Below are 20,627 nucleotides of genomic sequence, written 5' to 3' on the forward strand. Positions count from 1 at the left end.
CCCCGCTGGACGTCCACAGGGCGTGCCTCGAGGGCGCTGTCCACAGGGCCGCCACGTCTGGACGGCGAGGTGTCGCAATCACCCGGGACAGTCGTCTCCAGGAGGTGCACTTGTGACCACACCGGGCACGACGACTGACACGAAGAAGACCACGACCCCTCGCAAGGGGCGCTCGCGCGACGGCTCGCCTCGCGAGCCCCGCGTGCAACTGCCTGCCGACGACGGTGACGGCGACGGTGCCAACGAGGTGCGGCTCGTCGGCCGGCTCACGAGCGTCCCCGTCGCCGTCGAGCTACCGAGCGGAGACGCGCTGGTGAGCTTCCGGATCTCGGTGCCGCGGAGCCCCGGCGCGACCAAGACCGTGACAATGACGAGCCAGCGGGTCGACTCGATCCCGTGCTCCGCCTGGAGCGCCGCACTGCGCCGCCGGATTGCCGGCTGGAGACCCGGCGACACGGTCGAGGTCACCGGCGCCATCTGCTGCCGGTTCTACCAGGCAGGGGGAGCGACACGGTCGCGGGTCGAGGTGGTGGCCTCGACGGCACGCATCATCCGTCGCTCACCGGTCGCATGATGACGCCGAGGCTCGGCTTCGGCTGGAACGAGGTCGCCTTCTCCGGCAGGAGCCCCCCGGACTCGACGAGCGCCTTGACCTGCGCGAAGTCGGGACTCGGCAGCAGCACCGCGGGCGCCGTGTGGGAGGTCGCGGTCAGCGCCTCCTCCACCGTGTGGTGGTGCTCGAGGCGGGGCGGCGGTTCGGGCAGCCGGGGGAGGACGTGGTCGTGCAGCCACGACACCGCAGCCTCCCGGTCGAGGCCGTGGGGCGCGACGGCGTACCACGTCTCCCCGTCCGTCAGCACGAGGTGCGTGCTGTCGAGGGCGCCGAGTGCCTGCTGTCGTGATCGCGCGGTCACCTCGGCCCCAGCCGCACGGGTCGCCTCGACGAGCACGTCGAGGCGCACGGTCGGCAGGGTCCGGTGGATGGCGCCGAGGAACAGGGGAGTGTCGGCCTGGTCGACCAGCATCGCGAGCCCGGCGTCCCACGGGGTGCCCGGGTGCTCCTCCTGGAGTCGCAGGTAGGCGGCGTACCGGTGGTGGCCGTCCGCGAGGAGGCACGAGCTGCTGGAGATGAGGTGCCCGATGCGGGCGATCGCCCGCTCGTCCCGCACGGCCCAGAGCCGCTGGCGCTGTCCGGTGCGGTCGAGGTAGCGCCAGTCCGGCTCGGCGGCCGTCACCTCGTCCATCAGGTCGCGGAGCTCCTGGCTGCCGTGGTGCACCAGGAGGATGGGAGCGGGGTTGAGGTCCATCTGCAGCATCCGCTCGGCCAGCTCCCCGGCCTGCTCGGGGTGGATCGCCTCGTGGGGCCAGACCGCGCGGTCGGCCAACGTGTCCGCGCGCTCGGACATGCGGAGGGCACCGACGAGCCCGCGGACCGTGAGGCCGGCGGCGGTGTACTCGTGGAGGTAGAGGGCTGGCCCGCCGTCGGCACGCGCGTCGCCGCGGTCGATCCACTGCGTGAGTCGCTCGGCGACGTCGCGATAGGGTCGCGCCAGTGCTCGCGCGGAGGCGGGGTCGCCCACGCGGGTCGGGGACAGCATCACCGCCCGGAACGGGAGCAGCTCGAGGGGCTTCGCCACGTACGGAGGCACGACGGTGGCGAGGTCCATCGGAGCATCGTAGGGGGACGCTCGTCACAATCCGGAAAGGGGTGGACCATGCTCGAGGAGTCCGAGACTGCCCTCGTCGAGGGCCACGACCTGGTCATGTTCGACCTGGACGGTGTGGTCTACGTCGGGGGCGAGGCGATCGACGGGGTCGCCGCGGCGATCGACCGGGTGCGTGAGTCCGGCCGCCACGTGGCGTTCGTGACCAACAACGCCTCGCGCACCCCTGACCAGGTGGCGGCGAAGCTGACCAAGGTGGGTGTCTCGGCCGAGGCGCACGACGTGGTCACCTCCGCCCAGGCCGCGGCACGGGTCCTGGTCGAGGAGCACGGCGCGGGTGCGCGCGTGCTGATGCTCGGAGGTGAAGGTCTGAAGGTCGCGCTGCTCGAGGCGGGCCTCGAGCCGGTGGACGACCCCGAGGGTGCCGTGGCGGTGGCGAGCGGCTACGGACCCGACGTCCGCTGGCGCGACATCATGCGCGTCTCGACCCTCGTGCGCGACGGCCTGCCCTACGTGGCGAGCAACGCCGACCTGACGATCCCCACTCCCTACGGACTGGCGCCCGGCCACGGCGTCCTCGTGCGGACCATCACCGGCTTCGCGGGCGTCGACGCGATCGTGGCCGGCAAGCCCGAGAAGCCGCTGATGGAGGAGACCGTCCTGCGCGTGGGTGGCGACCGGCCGCTCATGGTCGGCGACCGGCTCGACACCGACATCGAGGGCGCCCATGCGATCGATGCGCCCTCGCTGCTGGTGCTCACCGGTGTGACCTGGATCGAGGACCTCGCCTCGGCGCCGCCCCGGCTGCGACCGACGTACATCTCCCCGACGCTGGCGGGCCTGTTCGAGCCGCAGCCCGTGCCGACGGTCACCGACGCGAAGGTCGAGCTCGGCGGCTGGACCGCGAGCGTCGCGGACGGTCGGCTGACCATCGAGGGGGAGGGCGGCGACGCCGACTGGTGGCGCGTCGCGGCGACGGCGTGCTGGCGCCACCTCGACGAGTCGGGCAGCGCGGCCGACGTCTCCGACACGACGCCTCCCGGACCGGTCCGACAGCTCGGCGCCGAGTAGGCTCGCGGCCATGAGCGAGCTGCCCGACCACGAGCCGACCGGCGTCGAGTCGGTCGACCGCGTGCTGGCGGAGGTGGCGGCGCTGGCCGACGCACCGGTGGCCGAGCACGTCGCGGTGTTCGAGCGCGCCCACGAGCAGCTGCGTCGCGCCCTCGACGCCCGGCCCGACGCGTCCGGCGACCCCCGGGGCGTCTGAACGCCCGTGCCGCCCAGACGTCTACGGCTGGACCAGGAGCTCGTCCGGCGCGGCCTGGCCCGTTCGCGCGAGCACGCCAGCGAGCTGGTCGCCGCCGGCCGGGTGACGGTCTCGGGAGCACGCGCCACGAAGCCGGCGACCGGCGTCACGACCGACGTCGCGATCGTGGTGAAGGACGACCCCACGTCCGTCGACTACGTCTCCCGGGGCGGGCACAAGCTGGCCGGGGCGCTGAAGGCGTTTGCCGAGCACGGCCTCACCGTCGGCGGCAAGCGCTGCCTGGACGCCGGTGCGTCCACCGGCGGCTTCACCGACGTGCTCCTGCGGGCCGGGGCGCGGGAGGTCGTGGCGGTGGACGTCGGCTACGGACAGCTGGCCTGGTCGCTGCAGAGCGACGAGCGGGTGCAGGTGCACGACCGCACCAACATCCGCGAGCTCACCCTCGACATCGTCGGCGACCCCGTCGACCTGGTGGTGGGCGACCTGTCCTTCATCTCCCTCGCCCTGGTGCTCGACCCGCTGCTGTCCGTCACCCGCGAGGACGGCGCGCTGGCGCTGATGGTGAAGCCGCAGTTCGAAGTCGGCAAGGAGCGCGTCGGCAAGGGTGGGGTGGTCCGTGACCTCGCGCTGCGGGCCGAGGCGGTCACCACGATCGCCGACCTCGCCGCCGAGCGCGGCTGGGGTGCGGTGGCCGTCACGGTGAGCCCGCTCCCCGGACCCTCCGGCAACGTCGAGTTCTTCCTCCTGCTGCGTCGCGGTCCGGCCTCGATCGGTGCGGACGCGATCCGCGCCGAGGTCGAGCGCGCCGGGTCGATGGGGGTGGCGGGTGAGAGGGTGGACCCGTGAGCACCCACAGTCCCCAGCGCCGAGTCCTGGTGCTCGCCCACACCGGCCGGGCCGAGGCGCGGGACGTGGCTCGGGCCTGCGTCCAGAGCCTGACCGCCCACGGCATCGCCGTACGACTGCTCGCGGACGAGGCTGCCGACCTGGGCCTGGCCGACGTCGACGGCCTCGTCGAGACGACCCGTCCCGACGACGTGCCAGGTGAGGGCTGCGAGCTGGTGCTGGTCATCGGCGGCGACGGCTCGATCCTCCGCGCGGCCGAGCTGACCCATGCGACGAGCACCCCGCTGCTGGGGGTCAACCTCGGCCACGTGGGATTCCTCGCCGAGGCGGAGCAGGAGGACGTCGAGTCCACGATCGCCGCCATCGTCGCCCGGGACTACACCGCCGAGGACCGGCTCACCCTCGACGTCTGCGTGCTGGTGGGCAAGGAGGTGCGGTTCTCCACCTTCGCCCTCAACGAGGCGAGCGTCGAGAAGGCCGCGCGCGAGCGCATGCTCGAGGTCGTCGTCGAGGTCGACGGGCGCCCGCTGTCGCGGTGGGGCTGCGACGGCGTCGTCTGCGCCACCCCGACGGGATCGACCGCCTACAACTTCAGCGCGGGCGGCCCGGTGGTGTGGCCCGAGGTCGAGGCCCTGCTGATGGTCCCGTTGAGCGCCCACGCGCTGTTCGCCCGACCGATGGTGGTGGCGCCCACGTCGGTGCTCGCCGTCGAGGTGCTGTCCAACACCGAGGGCTCCGGCGTCCTGTGGTGCGACGGTCGCCGCACGGTCGACCTGCCCCCGGGCGCCCGCATCGAGGTGCGCCGTGGTGCCCGTCCGGTGCGTCTCGTCCGGTTGCAGCACGCGTCGTTCACCGACCGGCTGGTGGCCAAGTTCGACCTGCCGGTCGAGGGGTGGCGTGGCGCCGCCGAGCGCCGACGCCGCGACAACGGTGACGCCGATGCTTGAGGAGCTGCGGATCAGTGAGCTCGGGGTCATCGAGTCCTCGACGCTCGAGCTCGGGCCCGGCCTGACCGTCATCACGGGCGAGACGGGCGCCGGCAAGACGATGGTCGTGACCGCGCTCGGTCTGCTGCTCGGCGGCCGCGCCGACCCGGGCGCCGTGCGCTCGGGCGCCAAGCAGGCCCGCGTCGAGGGGGTCGTCGCCGTCAGCGACCTCGCCGGCTTCCGCACGGCCGTGGAGGACGCCGGCGGTGAGGTGGAGGAGGACCAGGTCGTCCTCGCCCGCAACGTCGCCGCGCAGGGGCGCTCGCGGGCCTGGGTCGGCGGCGCGTCGGTGCCGGTGGCGACCCTGGCCGAGGTCGCCGAGCCCCTCGTGGCCGTGCACGGCCAGTCCGACCAGCACCGCCTGCTCCGGTCCGGTGCCCAGCGTGCCTCGCTCGACCGGTTCGGCGGCGAGGCGCTGGCCGCGACCGCGTCGTCGTACGCCGCCCTGTGGGCCGAGCTGGTCGTGACCGAGCGGACGCTCGCCGAGGTGGTCGGCTCGGCTCGCGAGCGCGCGCGGGAGGCCGACCAGCTGCGGTTCGGCCTCGGGGAGGTCGAGGCGGTCGACCCGCACCCCGGGGAGGACGCCGAGCTCGCCGCCGAGGAGACGCGCCTGGGGTTCGCCGACGCGCTGCGCACCGCGGCCGAGACGGCTCGCGAGGCGCTCTCCAGCGAGGAGGGCGCACCCGATTCCCTGGCCACGACCAGCGCGGCGCGGCGGGCGCTCGACGGCGTCCGCGACCACGACCCCGCGGCGGGGGAGCTCGCCGACCGGCTCGCCGAGCTGAGCCACCTGCTCGTCGACCTCGCCGGCGACGTCGCGTCCTACGCCGCCTCCCTCGAGACCGACCCGGGCCGTCTCGCGGCCGTCTCGGAGCGACGGGCGGCGCTGACGGCGCTCACCCGCAAGTACGGCGAGACGATCGACGAGGTGCTCGCGTGGGCCGAGGACGGCGCGAAGCGGCTGCTGGACCTCGAGGACACCGACGGGCAGATCGCCGAGCTGGAGTCCCGACGCGACCGCATCCGCACCGAGCTCGGTGACCTCGCCGGCACCCTCAGCGCCCAGCGTCACGACGCTGCCCAACGGCTCGGCGAGGCGGTGAGCGACGAGCTCACCTCCCTGGCCATGCCGCACGCCACGGTCACCATCGCGATCACCCAGCAGGACACACCCGCTCCGGAGACGCCGGCCGGACCACAGCTGCTGGTCGACGGCCGCTGGGTGCGTGCCGGGGCGCACGGCATCGACGACGTCGAGTTCCTGCTCGCCGCCAACACGGGCGCCGACGCCCGCCCCCTGCACAAGGGCGCGTCCGGCGGTGAGCTCTCCCGCGTGATGCTCGCCCTCGAGGTCTCCCTGGCCGAGACCGGGTCCGTCCCGACGTTCGTCTTCGACGAGGTCGACGCCGGCGTCGGCGGCAAGGCCGCCATCGAGGTCGGGCGCCGGCTCGCCGCCCTGGCGCGCACGTCGCAGGTGCTGGTCGTGACCCACCTGCCGCAGGTCGCGGCCTACGCCGACCGTCACGTGGTCGTCCACAAGTCCAGCGACGGCACGGTCACGACCTCGGGACTCGTCTCCTTGACCGACGACGACCGCGAGCGTGAGCTGTCGCGGATGCTCGCCGGCGTCGAGGACTCCGATAGTGCGCGCGCGCACGCCCGGGAGCTGCTCGAGGCCGCCGCGCCCGAGCGGGCGTGCCTCCCCGAGAGGCCTGCCCGCGGCTGACACCATGGCGCGGTCATGAAGTTCGCAGTCCGCTCCCGCCAAGCCCCCGCCCTCCCCGGTGTGCGCGGTCCCGCCCGGGTCCACCGCCGTACGGCCAGCGTCCTCGGCCGCCTGCACGCAGGGGACGTCGCCGTCCTCGACCACCTCGACATGGACCGCGCCAGCGCCCAGGCGCTCGTCGACGCCGGCGTCGTGGCCGTGGTCAACGCCAGCCCGATGATCTCGGGCCGCTACCCGAACATGGGTCCGCAACTGCTCGTCGAGGCCGGGCTCACGGTCGTCGACAGCGTCGGTCCGGAGATCTTCGACCGGGTCCGCGACGGAGCCGCCCTCCGGGTCGACGGGGACGCGGTGCACGCCGGCGGCACCCAGGTCGCCGAGGGCCGCGAGCTGACCGTCGACCTCGTCGCCTCCGAGATGGACGGCGCCCGCACCGGCCTCTCCGCGCAGCTCGAGAGCTTCACCCACAACAGCACCGAGTTCCTCCGCCGCGAGCAGGACCTCCTGCTCCACGGCCACGGGGTGCCACGCACCGCCACCGAGATGGCCGGTCGCCCCGTCGTGGTCGCCGTGCGGTCCCACGGTTGGGAGCAGGAGCTGCGCGGCATCAAGCCCTTCGTGCGCGAGCAGCGCCCCGTCCTGGTCGGGGTCGACCGCGGTGCGGACGCCCTGGCCAGCGCCGGGCACCGACCGGACGTCATCGTGGTGACCGGCGGCTCCGACGACCTGCCCGCGGCCGCCGTCCTGCGCCGGGCCCGCGACGTGGTCGTCCTCGTCGAGCGGGGCGCTCCGCGCAGCGCGACGGAGCCGTTCGAGCGGCTCGGCATTCGCCCGCTGCGCTTCGAGACGTCCGCCACGACCGAGGACGCCGCCCTGCTGCTCGCCTCGGCGCACGAGGCCTCGCTGATCGTCGGCGTGGGCATGCACGCCACCCTCGCCGAGTTCCTCGACCGGCGCCGCAGCGGCCTGGCCAGCACGTTCCTGACCCGCCTCAAGCTCGGGCCCGACCTCGTGGACGCGGCGGCCCTGCCGCGGCTCTACGACGGTGCGGTCCGGCCCCGTCACCTCGTCGGCGCCCTGGTCGCCGGGGTGCTCGCCCTCGCAGCGGCCGTGAGCGTCACCCCGGTCGGCCAGCAGTGGGTCGACGAGGTCTCGCCGTCCGTCACCAGCACCACGTCAGACCTGATCGACAACGTCCGAGGAATTCTTCCGTGATCACCCTGCGCCACCACCTGCTCACCATCGTCGCCGTCTTCCTCGCCCTCGCGGCGGGGATCGTCCTCGGCGGCGGCCCGCTCTCCGACGTCGGCCCCACCGCCGCGACCTCGTCCGGGGAGGCGGAGACCGCCCCTGCGGCGGACCGGGCGCAGACCGACTACACCGAGAGCGTCGTGTCCGCGCTGGGGCCGGCCACGCTCAGCGGTCGCCTCGCCGACCGCTCGGTCGCCGTGGTGACCGTGCCGGGCGCCGACGAGCAGGTCGTCACCGCGCTCACCGAGCAGGTGACCGCCGCCGGCGGCACGGTCAGCGCACGCTACGACCTGTCCGCGGACGTCGTCGACCCCGGCCAGAAGTCGCTGGTCGACACGCTGGGCAGCCAGCTGCTGACCCAGCAGGCCGAGGGCGACGTCGCCGCCGAGGCGTCGACGTACGACCGGATCGGACAGCTGCTCGGCCTCGCGATTGCGACCAAGGAGGCCGCGGGCCAGGACGTCAACGGCAAGGCCCGTGCCATCGTCGACGCCGTCAGCGGCGCCGGCCTGATGGCCAAGCCCGGCGAGGTCGCGCAGCGCTCGCCGCTCGTGCTGGTCGTGCTGGGCACGGACGCCGGTGACGAGGGCTCCGACGCGATCCTCGCCGGGCTCGCCCAGGGACTCGCCGTCCAGGCGGGCGGCGTGGTCGTGGCGGGCGCCACCTCCGACGGCGGGGAGGGCCAGCTCGGCCGGCTCCGCGCGGACCCGGTCTCAGCCGCCGTGGCGACGCTCGACGGCGTCGACACGGCCGCCGGCCGGGTCGCGACGATCCTCACCCTCCAGCGCTCGCTGACGACTCCGGGTGGGGCGTTCGGTGCGTCGGGTGCGGACGGACCCGTCCCCCTCGGGTAGGGTAAAAGCCCGTGAAGAGCCGCACGCCGACCAAGCACGTATTCGTCACCGGAGGCGTCGCCTCCTCCCTCGGCAAGGGGCTCACCGCCTCGAGCCTGGGCAACCTGCTGAAGGCGCGCGGACTGCGCGTCACGATGCAGAAGCTGGATCCCTACCTCAACGTGGATCCCGGCACGATGAACCCGTTCCAGCACGGTGAGGTCTTCGTGACCAACGACGGTGCCGAGACCGACCTCGACATCGGTCACTACGAGCGGTTCCTCGACACCGATCTCAACCAGATCGCCAACGTCACGACCGGTCAGGTCTACTCGACGGTCATCGCCAAGGAGCGCCGCGGCGACTACCTCGGCGACACCGTGCAGGTCATCCCGCACATCACCAACGAGATCAAGGACCGCATCCTGGCGATGGGCGGCCCGGACATCGACGTGGTCATCACCGAGGTCGGCGGCACCGTCGGCGACATCGAGTCGCTGCCGTTCCTCGAGGCCGCCCGCCAGACCCGGCACGAGATCGGGCGCGACAACTGCTTCTTCATCCACGTGTCCCTGGTGCCCTACATCGGTCCGTCCGGCGAGCTGAAGACCAAGCCCACCCAGCACTCGGTCGCCGCCCTGCGCTCCATCGGCATCCAGCCCGACGCGATCGTGTGCCGCTCCGATCGCGACCTGCCCGAGGGCATCAAGCGCAAGATCGCCCTCATGTGCGACGTGGACGACGAGGCCGTCGTGACGTGCGCCGACGCGCCGTCGATCTACGACATCCCGAAGGTGCTGCACCGCGAGGGCCTCGACGCCTACGTCGTACGCCGCCTCGACCTGCCGTTCCGCGACGTCAACTGGACCGACTGGGACGACCTGCTGCGCCGGGTGCACCACCCCTCCGAGGAGGTCACCGTCGCGCTCGTCGGCAAGTACATCGACCTGCCCGACGCCTACCTCTCCGTCAGCGAGGCGCTGCGTGCCGGCGGCTTCGCCCACGACGCCAAGGTGCACATCCGGTGGGTCGCCTCCGACGAGTGCCAGACCGAGGCGGGTGCGGCCAAGCACCTCGCCGACGTCGACGCGGTGCTCGTGCCCGGCGGCTTCGGTGTGCGCGGCATCGAGGGCAAGCTCGGTGCGCTGAACTACACCCGCACCCACGGCATCCCGACGCTCGGGCTGTGCCTGGGCCTGCAGTGCATGGTGATCGAGTACGCCCGCAACGTGGCGGGACTGACCAAGGCGGGGTCGACGGAGTTCGACCCCGACACCGTCGAGCCGGTCATCTCCACCATCGAGGAGCAGAAGAAGTACGTCGAGGGTGCCGGCGACCTCGGCGGCACCATGCGGCTCGGCCTGCAGAAGGCCGACCTCGCGGAGGGCAGCGTGGTGCGGGCGGCCTACGGCTCCGGCACCGTCGAGGAGCGGCACCGCCACCGCTACGAGTTCAACGACGCCTACCGCGAGCCCCTCGCCGCGGCGGGCCTGGTGTTCTCGGGCGTGAACCCCGAGCTCGGGCTGGTGGAGTTCGTCGAGCTGCCCGCCGACGTGCACCCCTACTACGTCGCCACGCAGGCGCACCCCGAGCTGCGCTCGCGTCCCACCCGGCCGCACCCGCTGTTCGCCGGCCTGGTCGGCGCGGCCATCGAGCGGCAGCGCTCCGAGCGCTTCCCGCTCGACGAGTCGGGTCTGCGCCGCAAGGACGAGGGCACCGAGGACTGACGCCCCGCGGGGACGTTGTCAGGCTCTCGCTGAGGTTGTCAGGCCGTGCAAGGCCTGACAACGTCAGCGATCCCCGGCTGACCGGGGATCGCTGAAGCGCAGCAGGTCGGACGTCAGAGGCGGCGGGCCTGCAGGACCCGGCCGAGGACGAACGAGTTCGCGCGGAGCTGGTTGCGGGCGTAGGCCATCAGGCTGGTGTCGTCGGCCGCGGCCTCGGCGGCGGCGAGGAACGACTCGTCGCCCGCACCGAGGGGGTACATCGCGCGGATGGTGAGCCCCTGGTTGAGGAGCCCGCCCTTGAGCGTGTGCAGCTCCTCGAGGTAGCGGTGCGTGAACGGCGCGAGGAGCTCGGCCTGGCCGGGACGCCAGAACGTCGAGCCCAGCACGAGGGTCTCCCGGCTGGCCGGCACGGCGTAGTCGACGAAGAACGCCCGCCACACCTCCTCCTTGGCCTCGACGTCGGGACGGGCGGCAAGGACCCCGAGGCGGCGCATGCCGGCGTCCGGGTCGGGGTCGGACTCGAGCAGACGGCGTACGACGTCCTCGTCGTAGTCGCCGAGCTCGGCGCGGCGCACGGCCATCCGCCAGGCCAGGTCGAGGTCGGTCGCCCGGTCAGCGGCCGCCTGCAGGACCGACCAGTGCTCGTCGGTCGAGGCTGACGCCGCGAGCGTGCGCAGGGCCGCCTGGCGGGCGTCGGGCACGTCGACGAGCCCGACCACGGCGTCGGCCAGCGCGGCCAGCAGGCCGGGCGACTCGTCGGCCGGCGCCCACCGGTCGGCGACCAGGAGCGCCTGGCTCAGGAAGGGCTCCACGAGCGCCGGGCTGGTCTCCGTCGACAGGGCGCGGGTGAGCGCGCTCGACACGTCGCGAGGGGCGACGTCGCCGAGCAGCAGCAGCTGGCCGGCGGTGGCAGCCACGAGCGCCCGGTCGAGCGGGTCGTCGAGCTGCTGGACACGCTCGAGCATCAGTCGCAACGAGGTCGGGTCCGGCTTGACGGCGGCGAACGTGTAGTCGCCGGCGTTGACCAGGCGGAGGTCGCCCTCGGGCAGGTCGATCGGGGTGCGCGGACCGGTCACCTCGTGCGAGGAGCGGCCGACCGGGACGAGGGAGTCGCCCGAGGCGTCGAAGACAGCCACGTCGAGGCGGTGGGGGCGGGGCTCCTGGTCGTCGGTCGTCTCCACGACGAGCTCGCCGTCGACGAGCGAGATGACGTCGGTGCCGGCCTCGTCGAGCCACGCCTTGGTCCAGGCAGACAGGTCGCGACCCGAGGCCCGCGAGTAGCAGTCCATCAGGTCGTCGAGGCGGGTGTTGGAGAAGGCGTAGCGGCTGAAGTAGTCGCGCAGGCCCTCGACGAACGCGTCCTCGCCGATGTAGGCGACGAGCTGGTGCAGCACGCTCTGGCCCTTGACGTAGGTGATGGCGTCGAAGTTGGACATCGCCGACGACACGTCGGGCACGTCGCTGCGGATCGGGTGGCGAGCCGGGCTCATGTCCATCTCGTAGGCGGTGCGCTTGAAGGCGGCGAGGAAGGTGGCCCACTGCTCGGTGAACTCGCTCGCCCCCGCCATGCCCCAGTTGGCCGCCCAGGAGGCGAACGCCTCGTTGAGCCAGAGGTCGTCCCACCACTGCATCGTCACGAGGTCGCCGAACCACATGTGCGCCATCTCGTGGAAGATGAACTCCGCGCGGACGGCGCGCTGCGCGTGGGTCGGGGGAGTGCGGAAGAGCTGGCCGTCGCCGTAGGTGACGCAGCCCCAGTTCTCCATCGCGCCGCCGAGGTTCGGCACGAAGACCTGGTCGTAGCGCTCCTGCGGGAACGGGTAGCCGAATCGCTCGCCGAAGAACGCGAGGCCCTGCCGCGTGAGGGTGACCATCTCGTCGAGGTCACGCTCGAGGATCGGCACGAGCGACTGACGGCAGTAGAAGCCCAGGTCGTAGCCGTCGTGCTGCTGCCGCACCTCGTGGAACGGGCCGGCGTTGACCACGACGACGTATGTCGACAGGCGGGGCGTGTCGGGGAAGGCCCACACCCGCGCGTCGTCGGTCTCCGCGTCCTCGACCGACTCGGGCGCGCCGTTGGAGGTGACGAGCCACGACGACGGCGCGGTCACGACGAAGCGGTGGGGTGCCTTGAGGTCGGGCTGGTCGAAGCAGGCCCACACGCGGCGGGCCTCGTCGGGCTCGAGGCTGGTCCAGACGTAGACCAGCTTGTCGGTCGGGTCGACCGTGCGCAGGATGCCCTCGCCGGTGGCGGTGTTGGTGGTGCTCGCCTCGACGACCAGGACGTTGTCGGCCGCGAGCGCGGGGAGCGGCAGGCGACCGTCGGCCGCGGCGGAGACGTCGACGTCCGCACCGTTGAGGGTCGCGCGGACCACGTCCATCGCGACGTCCACGAAGGTGGTCGCGCCGGGCTCGGAGCACGTGAACGCGATGGTGCTGGTGGAGCGCCACACCTCGCCCTCGAGCAGGCCGGTCGTGTCCACGTCGATGTCGTACCGCAGGACCTCGAGGAGGTCCGACCGGGTCTTCGCTTCGTGCTTGGTGAGGGTCGACAACGTCATGCAGCCGAACCTAACTCACCCTGTCCACCCGCATGTGCCTCTGGGCTAGCGTCGAGGCATGACCGACCCGAGCACCCACGGCCGCCAGGACGAGCTGGCCGACCGGCCGATGGCGTGGCCCGTCGTGTCCAGCCAGGACCTGCACCGCGACGACTGGGTGGTCGCGCTGCGCGAGGACCGGATCACCCGGCCCGGGCACTCGGAGGAGTTCAGCCGGCTCAGCCTGGAGCACCCCGGCGCGGTCGTCGTGCTCGCGGTCGACGACGACGAGCGGGTGATGTGCCTGCGGCAGTACCGCCACACCAGCGGGCACGAGTTCGTCGAGCTCCCCGCCGGCCTGCGGGACGCGGGCGACGAGTCGGCCGTCGAGACGGCGAGGCGCGAGCTGCGCGAGGAGGTCGAGCTCGACGCCGCCGACTGGCGGCTGCTGCTGAGCACCTTCTCCAGCGCGGGGATCAGCGACGAGGTGCACGAGATCTTCCTGGCGCGCGGGCTGACCCACGCGCCGCGGGGGGACTTCGAGATGGAGCACGAGGAGGCCGAGATGGAGCGGTTCTGGGCGCCCATGGCCGACCTGCTCGAGGCCGTCCTCGAGGGGCGGGTGCGGCAGGGGCCGCTGGCGCAGGCGGTGCTGGCGTACGACGTGCTCAAGCGCCGCGGGGCCCTCGACGCCCCGTAGGGGCCTCCCGGGAGTAGTCTCGCCCTCGCTGTGAGGCGGGCCACACCGTGGTGGCCCCCGAGTCCCTGAGGAGCAAGGCATGAAGGTCGGCGTACCCAAGGAAGTCAAGAACCGCGAGTACCGCGTGGCCCTGACCCCGATCGGCGTGCACGAGCTCGTCCAGCACGGGCACGAGGTCGTCGTGCAGAAGACCGCCGGCGAGGGATCGCAGATCCCCGACGAGGAGTACGTCGCCGCGGGCGCCACGATGCTCGACACCGCCGACGACGTGTGGGGCACCGCCGACATGGTCCTCAAGGTCAAGGAGCCCGTCGCCGAGGAGTACGAGCGGATGCGGGGGGGCCAGACCCTCTTCACCTACCTCCACCTCGCCGCCGACAAGCCGCTGACCGAGGAGCTGATTGCCCGCAAGGTCACCGCCATCGCCTACGAGACGGTCCAGCTGCCCTCGGGCGGGCTGCCGCTGCTCTACCCGATGTCGGAGGTCGCCGGCTGCCTCGCACCGCAGGTCGGCGCGCACTCCCTGCTCAAGGCCAACGGAGGCCGTGGGGTCCTCATGGGTGGCGTCGGTGGCGTGGCCAACGCCAAGGTCGTCATCATCGGCGCCGGCGTCTCCGGCCAGAACGCCGCCAACATCGCGCTCGGCATGGGCGCCGACGTGACGCTCCTCGACACCGACCTCGACAAGCTGCGGATGTCGTTCTGGCGCTACAACAACCGGGTCCACGGCCTCGCCTCGTCCAAGCTCGCCATCGAGCAGCAGGTGATGGAGGCCGACATGGTGATCGGTGCGGTCCTCATCCCGGGCGCCGCGGCGCCCAAGCTGGTGAGCAACGACCTCGTCTCGCGGATGAAGCCCGGCTCGGTCCTGGTGGACATCGCCATCGACCAGGGCGGCTGCTTCGAGGACTCCCACGCCACGACGCACGACGACCCGACCTACGAGGTGCACGACTCGGTGTTCTACTGCGTGGCCAACATGCCCGGCGCGGTGCCGAACACCTCGACGTACGCCCTCACCAACGCGACGCTGCCCTACGCCGTGGCCCTCGCCGACAAGGGCTGGCAGCAGGCGCTGCGCGACGACAGGAGCCTGGCCCTCGGCCTCAACACCCACGCCGGCGAGCTCACCAACGCGCCGGTCGGCGAAGCCGTGGGCATCGAGTCGGTGGAACTCGATACCGTCCTCGGGTGAGCTCTGGGGCGAGGCTGGACCGCGCGGTCCGCACCTACCTCGACCACCTGGCGGTCGAGCGCGGGCTGGCGGTCAACACGCTGAGCTCCTACCGGCGTGACCTGGCCCGCTACGACGAGTTCCTGACCGGGCAGGGCATCGACGACCTGGACGCCATCACCGAGGCGACGGTGGCCGCGTTCCTGGTCAGCCTGCGTGAGGGGAGCGAGGCCCATCCGCCGCTGAGCGCGACGTCTGCGGCGCGGACGGTCGTGGCCGTGCGCGGCTTCCACAAGTTCGCCGTCTCCGACGGCCTGGCGACGGGCGACCCGGCGGCCGCGGTCAAGCCGCCCACGCCCGCGAAGCGGCTGCCCAAGGCGCTGCCGCTGTCCGACGTCGAGGCGATCCTCGAGGCGGCGGGCGCTCCCGACACGGTCCTCGCGCTGCGCGACCGGGCCCTGCTCGAGCTGCTCTACGGCACCGGGGCGCGCATCTCCGAGGCGGTCGGGCTGGACGTCGACGACCTCGACCAGGTCGACGGCACGGTGCTGCTGCGCGGCAAGGGCGGCAAGGAGCGGCTGGTGCCGGTCGGCGGCTACGCGCGCGACGCCGTGGCGGCCTACCTCACGCGTGCACGGCCCGAGCTGGTCGGTGCCGGCAAGGGCGGCCCGGCGATGTTCCTCAACTCTCGCGGTGGCCGGTTGTCGCGGCAGAGCGCGTGGGCGGTGCTGGTCAAGGCCGCCGATCGTGCCGGAGTGACCGCGTCGGTCTCCCCGCACACGCTGCGGCACTCGTTCGCCACCCACCTGCTCGACGGAGGCGCCGACGTGCGCGTCGTCCAGGAGCTCCTCGGGCACGCGTCCGTCACGACCACGCAGGTCTACACGCTCGTCACGGTCGACAACCTGCGCGAGGTGTTCGCCACCGCCCACCCCCGGGCCAGGGAGTAGCCGTGCTGCGCCTGCTCGACGGGGTCTCGTGGGACGGCGTGCCGCTGCCCGGCGAGCGGGTGGGGGCGCTGCTCGCGGTGCTGGTCGCCGAGCCGGCGGGGGTGAGCGACGGTCGGCTCGTGCAGGAGATCTGGCCCGACGCGGAGCCCGCGCACCCGGCCAAGGCGCTGCAGGTGCTGGTGTCCCGCACCCGCTCGGCCACGGCGCCGGACGCCGTCCAGCGGGTCGAGGGCGGCTACCGGCTCGGCCTGGCCGACGAGGACGTCGATGCCCGCCTCCAAGCGGCCCACCTCGCGGCCGCACGCGCTGCGCTTGCCTCCGGCGAGGCCACCGAGGCCTTCCGCCTCGCGTCATCGGCGGCGGCGATGGAGGTGGGCGTCCCCGGGGCCGGACCGCTCGGCGACCTGCGGCACGCCGCGGACCGGCGACGTACGACCGCGCGGGAGGTCGCGGCTCTGGCCGCCGCGCGGCTGGGCCGGCACGCCGAGGCGCTCGACGACCTGGCGGCCGCGCACCAGCGGCGCCTCGACGACGGCGAGGTCCTCCTCGCGCTGCTGCGCGCCGAGGCCGCGACCGCCGGACCGGCCACCGCGCTGGCGCGCTACGAGACCTACCGGGCCGACCTGGCCGAGCGGCTCGGCGTCGACCCGGAGGCCGCCCTCCAGCGGCTGCACGCCGAGCTGCTGGCCGCCGACGACCCGGTGCGCACCGGGGTGAGGTACGACGCGACCGGGCTGCTGGGCCGCGAGCAGGACCTCGACCGGCTGCGCTCGGCCCTCTCCGCGGCCCGGCTGGTCACGGTGCTCGGTCCCGGGGGCATCGGCAAGACCAGTATCGCCCAGGTGCTGGCGCGCGAGTCGATGCTGCCCCGCGTGCACGTGGTCGAGCTCGTCGGCGTCGGCGCGGGTGACGACGTCGTGGTCGCGGTCGGTGCGGCCCTCGGCGTCCGGGGCTCGGTGACGACCCGGCTGGCGCTCACCGCGACCCAGCAGGCCGACGTACGCAGCCGGCTGGCGCAGGAGCTCGACGCGGGGCCGACCCTGCTGGTCCTCGACAACTGCGAGCACGTCCTCGAGCCGGTGGCCGCGCTGGTGGCCTTCCTGCTCGCCACGACCCGCGACCTGCAGGTGCTGGCCACCAGCCGGGCGCCGCTGCGGCTGGCGGCCGAGCGCGCGGTCCCGCTGAGCCAGCTCTCCGCGGTCGACGCCGGGCAGCTGTTCGTGCAGCGCGCCACGGCGAGGCGGCCGGACGCCGTGCTCGAGCCCACCGTGGTGCGCGACGTCGTCGAGCGGCTCGACGGGCTGCCCCTCGCCGTCGAGCTCGCGGCCGCCCGCGTCCGGACGATGACGGTCGCCGAGGTGGCTGCTGCGCTCGACGACCGGTTCGCCGCCCTGCGCAGCCGCGACCGCACCACCCCCGACCGCCACCGCACGCTGGAGGCGGTCATCGCCTGGTCGTGGGACCTGCTGGGCGCCGACGAGCAGCGGGCGCTGGCGTGGCTCTCGGTCTTCCAGGACGGGTTCGACCGGGCGACGGCCGTGTCGGTGCTGGGCGCCGACGGCTCCGACCTGGTCGACGCGCTCGCCGAGCAGTCCCTGCTGGTGGTCACCGAGGACGGCGGCACCGCCCGATTCCGGGCGCTGGAGACGATCCGCGAGTACGCCGCCGCCCGCCTGGCGCACAGCGGCGAGGAGGAGGCCGCCGCAGAGGCGCAGCTCAGGTGGGCGCACGACCTGGCCGAGCGCTCCCACGACCTCGTCGTCAGCGGCGACCAGGTCGCGCTCGTGGACCTGCTCGTGCGCGACCAGAACAACCTCACCGACGTGCTCCGACACGCCCTCGCGACCGGAGACCGCGAGACGGTCGCGCGACTGGTGGCGCTGCTCGGCAGCCTGTGGACCGTCACGGGTGACCAGCCGAGGATCTTCGCCGTCTGCGACGCCGCGTCCGAGCTGCTCGCCGGTTGGGACGTGCCGCCTGACCTGCGACGGCCCGCCCAGGAGGCCGCCGGCGTCCTGATGCTTCACCTCAGCTGGATGCCGGGGGCCGACCTCGGCGGCTTGCGTGACCTCCTCCTGCAGGGGGACAGGCCCGTCGGTGTGTGGGGACTGATCGCGCACACGGTCCACGTCGCCGACGGACCGGCGCCCGCCCGCCTCGCCGAGGTCGCCGCGCGCGAGTCGAGACCCGCGATGGCCAGCGCGCTGCTGCTGTGGGCGGCGATCGTCTCCGAGAACGAGGGCGACGTGGACGCCGCACGGACGTACGCCGAGGCGGCCCTGGACGGGCCGTTGCCGCCCTACCTCCGCGCCTCGCTCCACGCCGAGCTGGGCCAGCTGGCGATGGCCGTCGGCGACCACCACCGGGCGGCGCGCCACGCGGAGGTGGCGTGGCCGCTGCTGGAGCGCATCCACTCGATGACCGACGCCTACAGCCTCCAGGTGGCGACCGCCATCGCGCCGCTGCTGGACGGCGACGTCGACGAGGCGGCGGCCCTGCTCGAGCGGTTCGGCCCGCCGGACGGCGAGACCGCCCAGGTCGGCGCCCGCCTGACGTGGCAGACCGCCCAGGCCGAGCTCGCGCTGGCGCGCGGCCACCACGCGGACGCGGTCCGCCGCTACGACGCCGTCGTCGACCTGGTGACCGACGGCGACGTCCCGGGTGGGGGACCGGCCGCCTCGCCGTGGGTCGCCCTGGCGGCGTCCGCAGCCCTCGTCAGCCGGGTGCGCTACGGCACGAGCTCGCCCGACGCTCGAGCCGACGAGCTGCGCGACCTCGTCGCCGGCCCGTCCGGCCGCTCGCCCGAGGGCACGCTGTGGTTCACCGACCTCCCGCTCAACGGCATGCTGATGGTGGCGCTGGCCGCGTGGGTGCTGAGGTTCGGGCCTGCCGAGCAGCACGTGGACGCCGTGCACCTGCTCGCGGTCGCGCACCGCTGGTCCTACAACCGCAGCATCCCGGTGATGGCGTGGGAGCCGATGGTGGCGCTCGCGGACGCGGCCGAGCCCGGACGGCTCGGCCCGCTCGTCGTGGAGCTGGCCGGTCGTCCGGGCCCTGACCTGGTGCCCGGCGCGGCTGCAGCGGTGGACCGGCTGCAGCGCGCCTGGCAGGTCACATCCGCCGGTTGAACGCCCGGACCGACAGCGGGGCGAAGATCGCGATGATCACGGTGCAGCCGAGCAGTGCCCAGCCGACGCCCGCGGTGACGGCACCGTCATTGGCGAGGTCGCGGAGGGCGGTGATCACGAGCGACACCGGATTGAGCTCGGCGAACGTCTGGAGCGGCTCCGGCATGGTGTCGGTCGGGACGAACGCGTTGGACAGGAACGTCAGCGGGAACATCACGAGCAGGGAGATCGCCTGCACGCCCTGCGCATTGCGGCCGAGGATCCCGAAGAGCGTGAAGATCCAGGCCAGCGACCAGCCCGCCAGCATGGCCAGGAGCACGGCTGCGGCGACACCGGGGACGCCACCGCCCGGGCGGTAGCCGATCGCGATGCCGACGGCGAAGGTCAGGACCGACGCGATGAAGTAGCGCAGCAGGTCGGCCACCATCGGGCCGGCCAGCGGCGCGATGCGCGAGATCGGCAGCACCTTGAACCGGTCGAAGACGCCAGTGTCCATGTCGGTGCGGAGCTGGACGCCGGTGGCCACGCACGCCGTCAGCACGGTCTGGCCGATCAGGCCGGGGATGATCAGCGGCAGGTAGCTCTGGACGTCGCCCGAGATCGCGCCGCCGAAGATGTAGGCGAACATCCCGGTGAAGATCAGCGGCTGGATGGTGACGTCGAACATCACCTCCATGCTGCGGCGCATCTTCATCGTCGCCCGCCAGGCCAGGGTCATCGTCTGGGTGACGGTGTCGGCCAGGCCGACGCGGTCGATGCCGAGGTCGGCAGGGTCGGTGGCGGTCGTGGTGCTCATCGGGCGTCCTCCATCTGCAGGTCGTGGTCGTCGGCACCGCTCGCAGGCGTGCCGTCGTGGGTGTCGTGGCCGGTCAGCGCGAGGAAGACCTCGTCCAGCGACGGCTTCTGGACGGTCACCGACTCGATGACGACACCGCGGTCACGGAGCGCGACGAGGACGTCGACGGCCTGGTCGGTGCGGGTCAGCGGCACGTTGGCGCGTCGCGCCTCGGGGGTGAGGACCGCCTCCTCGCCCACCAGTCGCCGGGCCTCGTCCGCGACGACCGGCAGGTCGGCGGGGTCGGCCAGCTGGAGCTGCAGGGCGGACTGCCCGACGGACGACTTCAGCTCGTCGGCGGTGCCCTCGGCGACCTTGCGGCCGCGGTCGATGACGGCGATCCGGTCGGCGAGCTGGTCTGCCTCGTCGAGGTACTGCGTGGTGAGCAGGACCGTGCACCCGGTGCGGACGAGGTCACGGATCGTGTCCCACATCTGCCCGCGGGTGCGCGGGTCGAGGCCCGTGGTGGGCTCGTCGAGGAAGATCAGCGGTGGCCGGGTGAGCAGGCTGGCGGCGAGGTCGAGACGCCGGCGCATGCCGCCGGAGAAGGCGGAGATGGGCTTCCTCGCCGCCTCGGTGAGGTCGAACTGCTCGAGCAGCTCGGCGCCGCGCGTGCGGGCCTCGGTGCGCCCGAGGCCCTGGAGGCGCGCGAAGAGCCAGAGGTTCTCGGTGGCGGTGAGGTTCTCGTCGACCGAGGCGAACTGCCCGGTGACGCCCAGCAGCCGTCGTACGGCGTGGGGCTCGGCGTGCACGTCGTGGCCGAAGATCTCGGCCCGGCCCTCGTCGATGCGGATCAGGGTGGCGAGCATGCTCAGCATCGTCGTCTTGCCCGCGCCGTTGGGGCCGAGGACGCCGAACACCTCACCCTGGTGGACCTCGAGGTCGATCCCGTCGACGGCGCGGTGGTCGCCGTACTGCTTCACGAGCCCGGAGGCACGGACGGCGAGTCCTGGTTGTGTGGTCATGGGAGGAACTGTCCGCGCCCGCGGTTTCACCACGG

At 73.3% G+C, this 20,627-nt stretch carries 17 protein-coding genes; 13 read left to right on the forward strand and 4 right to left on the reverse strand.

Features of this window, described 5'->3' with window-relative positions; translation table 11 throughout:
- Positions 1-112: 112 nt before the first annotated feature.
- A complete protein-coding gene (locus AC1DP1_RS19555) occupies positions 113-574 on the forward strand; it encodes a single-stranded DNA-binding protein (RefSeq protein WP_477508255.1) in 462 nt (153 codons plus the stop codon).
- Here AC1DP1_RS19555 and AC1DP1_RS19560 read toward each other — a convergent pair.
- Positions 549-1,667 carry a DUF1015 family protein gene (locus AC1DP1_RS19560; RefSeq protein ID WP_477508256.1) on the reverse strand — a complete coding sequence of 373 codons (1,119 nt, stop codon included), beginning with the start codon at positions 1,665-1,667 and terminating at the stop codon, positions 549-551. The genes AC1DP1_RS19555 and AC1DP1_RS19560 overlap by 26 nt on opposite strands.
- 48 nt (positions 1,668-1,715) lie before the next feature.
- Between AC1DP1_RS19560 and AC1DP1_RS19565 the strand changes: the two genes are divergently transcribed.
- The 8 genes from AC1DP1_RS19565 to AC1DP1_RS19600 are packed head-to-tail and all read left to right on the forward strand — an operon-like array spanning position 1,716 to position 10,300.
- Positions 1,716-2,735 carry an HAD-IIA family hydrolase gene (locus tag AC1DP1_RS19565; protein ID WP_477508257.1) on the forward strand — a complete coding sequence of 340 codons (1,020 nt, stop codon included), beginning with the start codon at positions 1,716-1,718 and terminating at the stop codon, positions 2,733-2,735.
- A gap of 10 nt (positions 2,736-2,745) precedes the next feature.
- On the forward strand, positions 2,746-2,931 hold the full coding sequence (locus tag AC1DP1_RS19570; protein ID WP_191197359.1) for a hypothetical protein: 186 nt from the start codon (positions 2,746-2,748) through the stop codon (positions 2,929-2,931).
- A gap of 6 nt (positions 2,932-2,937) precedes the next feature.
- Complete coding sequence (locus AC1DP1_RS19575; RefSeq protein WP_477508258.1) at positions 2,938-3,777, forward strand: TlyA family RNA methyltransferase; 840 nt, start codon at positions 2,938-2,940, stop codon at positions 3,775-3,777.
- Positions 3,774-4,724 (forward strand): NAD kinase, encoded by a 951-nt coding sequence (locus AC1DP1_RS19580; protein WP_457192299.1) that lies wholly within the window; start codon positions 3,774-3,776, stop codon positions 4,722-4,724. Before AC1DP1_RS19575 ends, AC1DP1_RS19580 begins: the two co-directional genes overlap by 4 nt.
- Entirely contained in the window at positions 4,717-6,489 is a 1,773-nt protein-coding gene (gene recN / locus AC1DP1_RS19585; RefSeq protein ID WP_477508259.1) for a DNA repair protein RecN, read from the forward strand. The genes AC1DP1_RS19580 and recN overlap by 8 nt, the downstream gene beginning before the upstream one ends.
- Positions 6,490-6,504: 15 nt before the next feature.
- On the forward strand, positions 6,505-7,704 hold the full coding sequence (gene steA, locus AC1DP1_RS19590) for a putative cytokinetic ring protein SteA (RefSeq protein ID WP_477508260.1): 1,200 nt from the start codon (positions 6,505-6,507) through the stop codon (positions 7,702-7,704).
- A complete protein-coding gene (locus tag AC1DP1_RS19595; protein WP_477508261.1) occupies positions 7,701-8,594 on the forward strand; it encodes a copper transporter in 894 nt (297 codons plus the stop codon). Before steA ends, AC1DP1_RS19595 begins: the two co-directional genes overlap by 4 nt.
- Before the next feature lie 11 nt (positions 8,595-8,605).
- Positions 8,606-10,300 carry a CTP synthase gene (locus AC1DP1_RS19600; RefSeq protein ID WP_457192292.1) on the forward strand — a complete coding sequence of 565 codons (1,695 nt, stop codon included), beginning with the start codon at positions 8,606-8,608 and terminating at the stop codon, positions 10,298-10,300.
- A gap of 113 nt (positions 10,301-10,413) precedes the next feature.
- On the opposite strand, the gene pepN is transcribed toward AC1DP1_RS19600, so the two are convergent.
- Positions 10,414-12,861 carry an aminopeptidase N gene (gene pepN, locus AC1DP1_RS19605; protein WP_477508262.1) on the reverse strand — a complete coding sequence of 816 codons (2,448 nt, stop codon included), beginning with the start codon at positions 12,859-12,861 and terminating at the stop codon, positions 10,414-10,416.
- A 58-nt stretch (positions 12,862-12,919) separates the two neighbouring features.
- On the opposite strand from pepN, the gene AC1DP1_RS19610 reads away from it, so the two are divergent.
- From AC1DP1_RS19610 to AC1DP1_RS19625, 4 genes are all read left to right on the forward strand, one after another.
- Positions 12,920-13,540, forward strand: a complete 621-nt coding sequence (locus tag AC1DP1_RS19610) for an NUDIX domain-containing protein (protein WP_477508263.1) — start codon at positions 12,920-12,922, stop codon at positions 13,538-13,540.
- A 79-nt stretch (positions 13,541-13,619) separates the two neighbouring features.
- Entirely contained in the window at positions 13,620-14,735 is a 1,116-nt protein-coding gene (gene ald, locus AC1DP1_RS19615; protein WP_477508264.1) for an alanine dehydrogenase, read from the forward strand.
- Complete coding sequence (xerD, locus tag AC1DP1_RS19620) at positions 14,732-15,664, forward strand: site-specific tyrosine recombinase XerD (RefSeq protein WP_477508265.1); 933 nt, start codon at positions 14,732-14,734, stop codon at positions 15,662-15,664. The genes ald and xerD overlap by 4 nt, the downstream gene beginning before the upstream one ends.
- 2 nt (positions 15,665-15,666) lie before the next feature.
- The gene (locus tag AC1DP1_RS19625) at positions 15,667-18,792 is read left to right on the forward strand and encodes an ATP-binding protein (protein ID WP_477508266.1); all 3,126 of its coding nucleotides are present in this window, start codon (positions 15,667-15,669) and stop codon (positions 18,790-18,792) included.
- On the opposite strand, the gene AC1DP1_RS19630 is transcribed toward AC1DP1_RS19625, so the two are convergent.
- On the reverse strand, positions 18,776-19,588 hold the full coding sequence (locus AC1DP1_RS19630; RefSeq protein WP_300053603.1) for an ABC transporter permease: 813 nt from the start codon (positions 19,586-19,588) through the stop codon (positions 18,776-18,778). The two genes, AC1DP1_RS19625 and AC1DP1_RS19630, sit on opposite strands and share 17 nt — an antisense overlap.
- Positions 19,585-20,592, reverse strand: a complete 1,008-nt coding sequence (locus AC1DP1_RS19635; RefSeq protein WP_477508267.1) for an ATP-binding cassette domain-containing protein — start codon at positions 20,590-20,592, stop codon at positions 19,585-19,587. The genes AC1DP1_RS19630 and AC1DP1_RS19635 overlap by 4 nt, the downstream gene beginning before the upstream one ends.
- Positions 20,593-20,627 lie beyond the last annotated feature (35 nt).

Source organism: Nocardioides sp. P4_G10, from assembly GCF_056401175.1.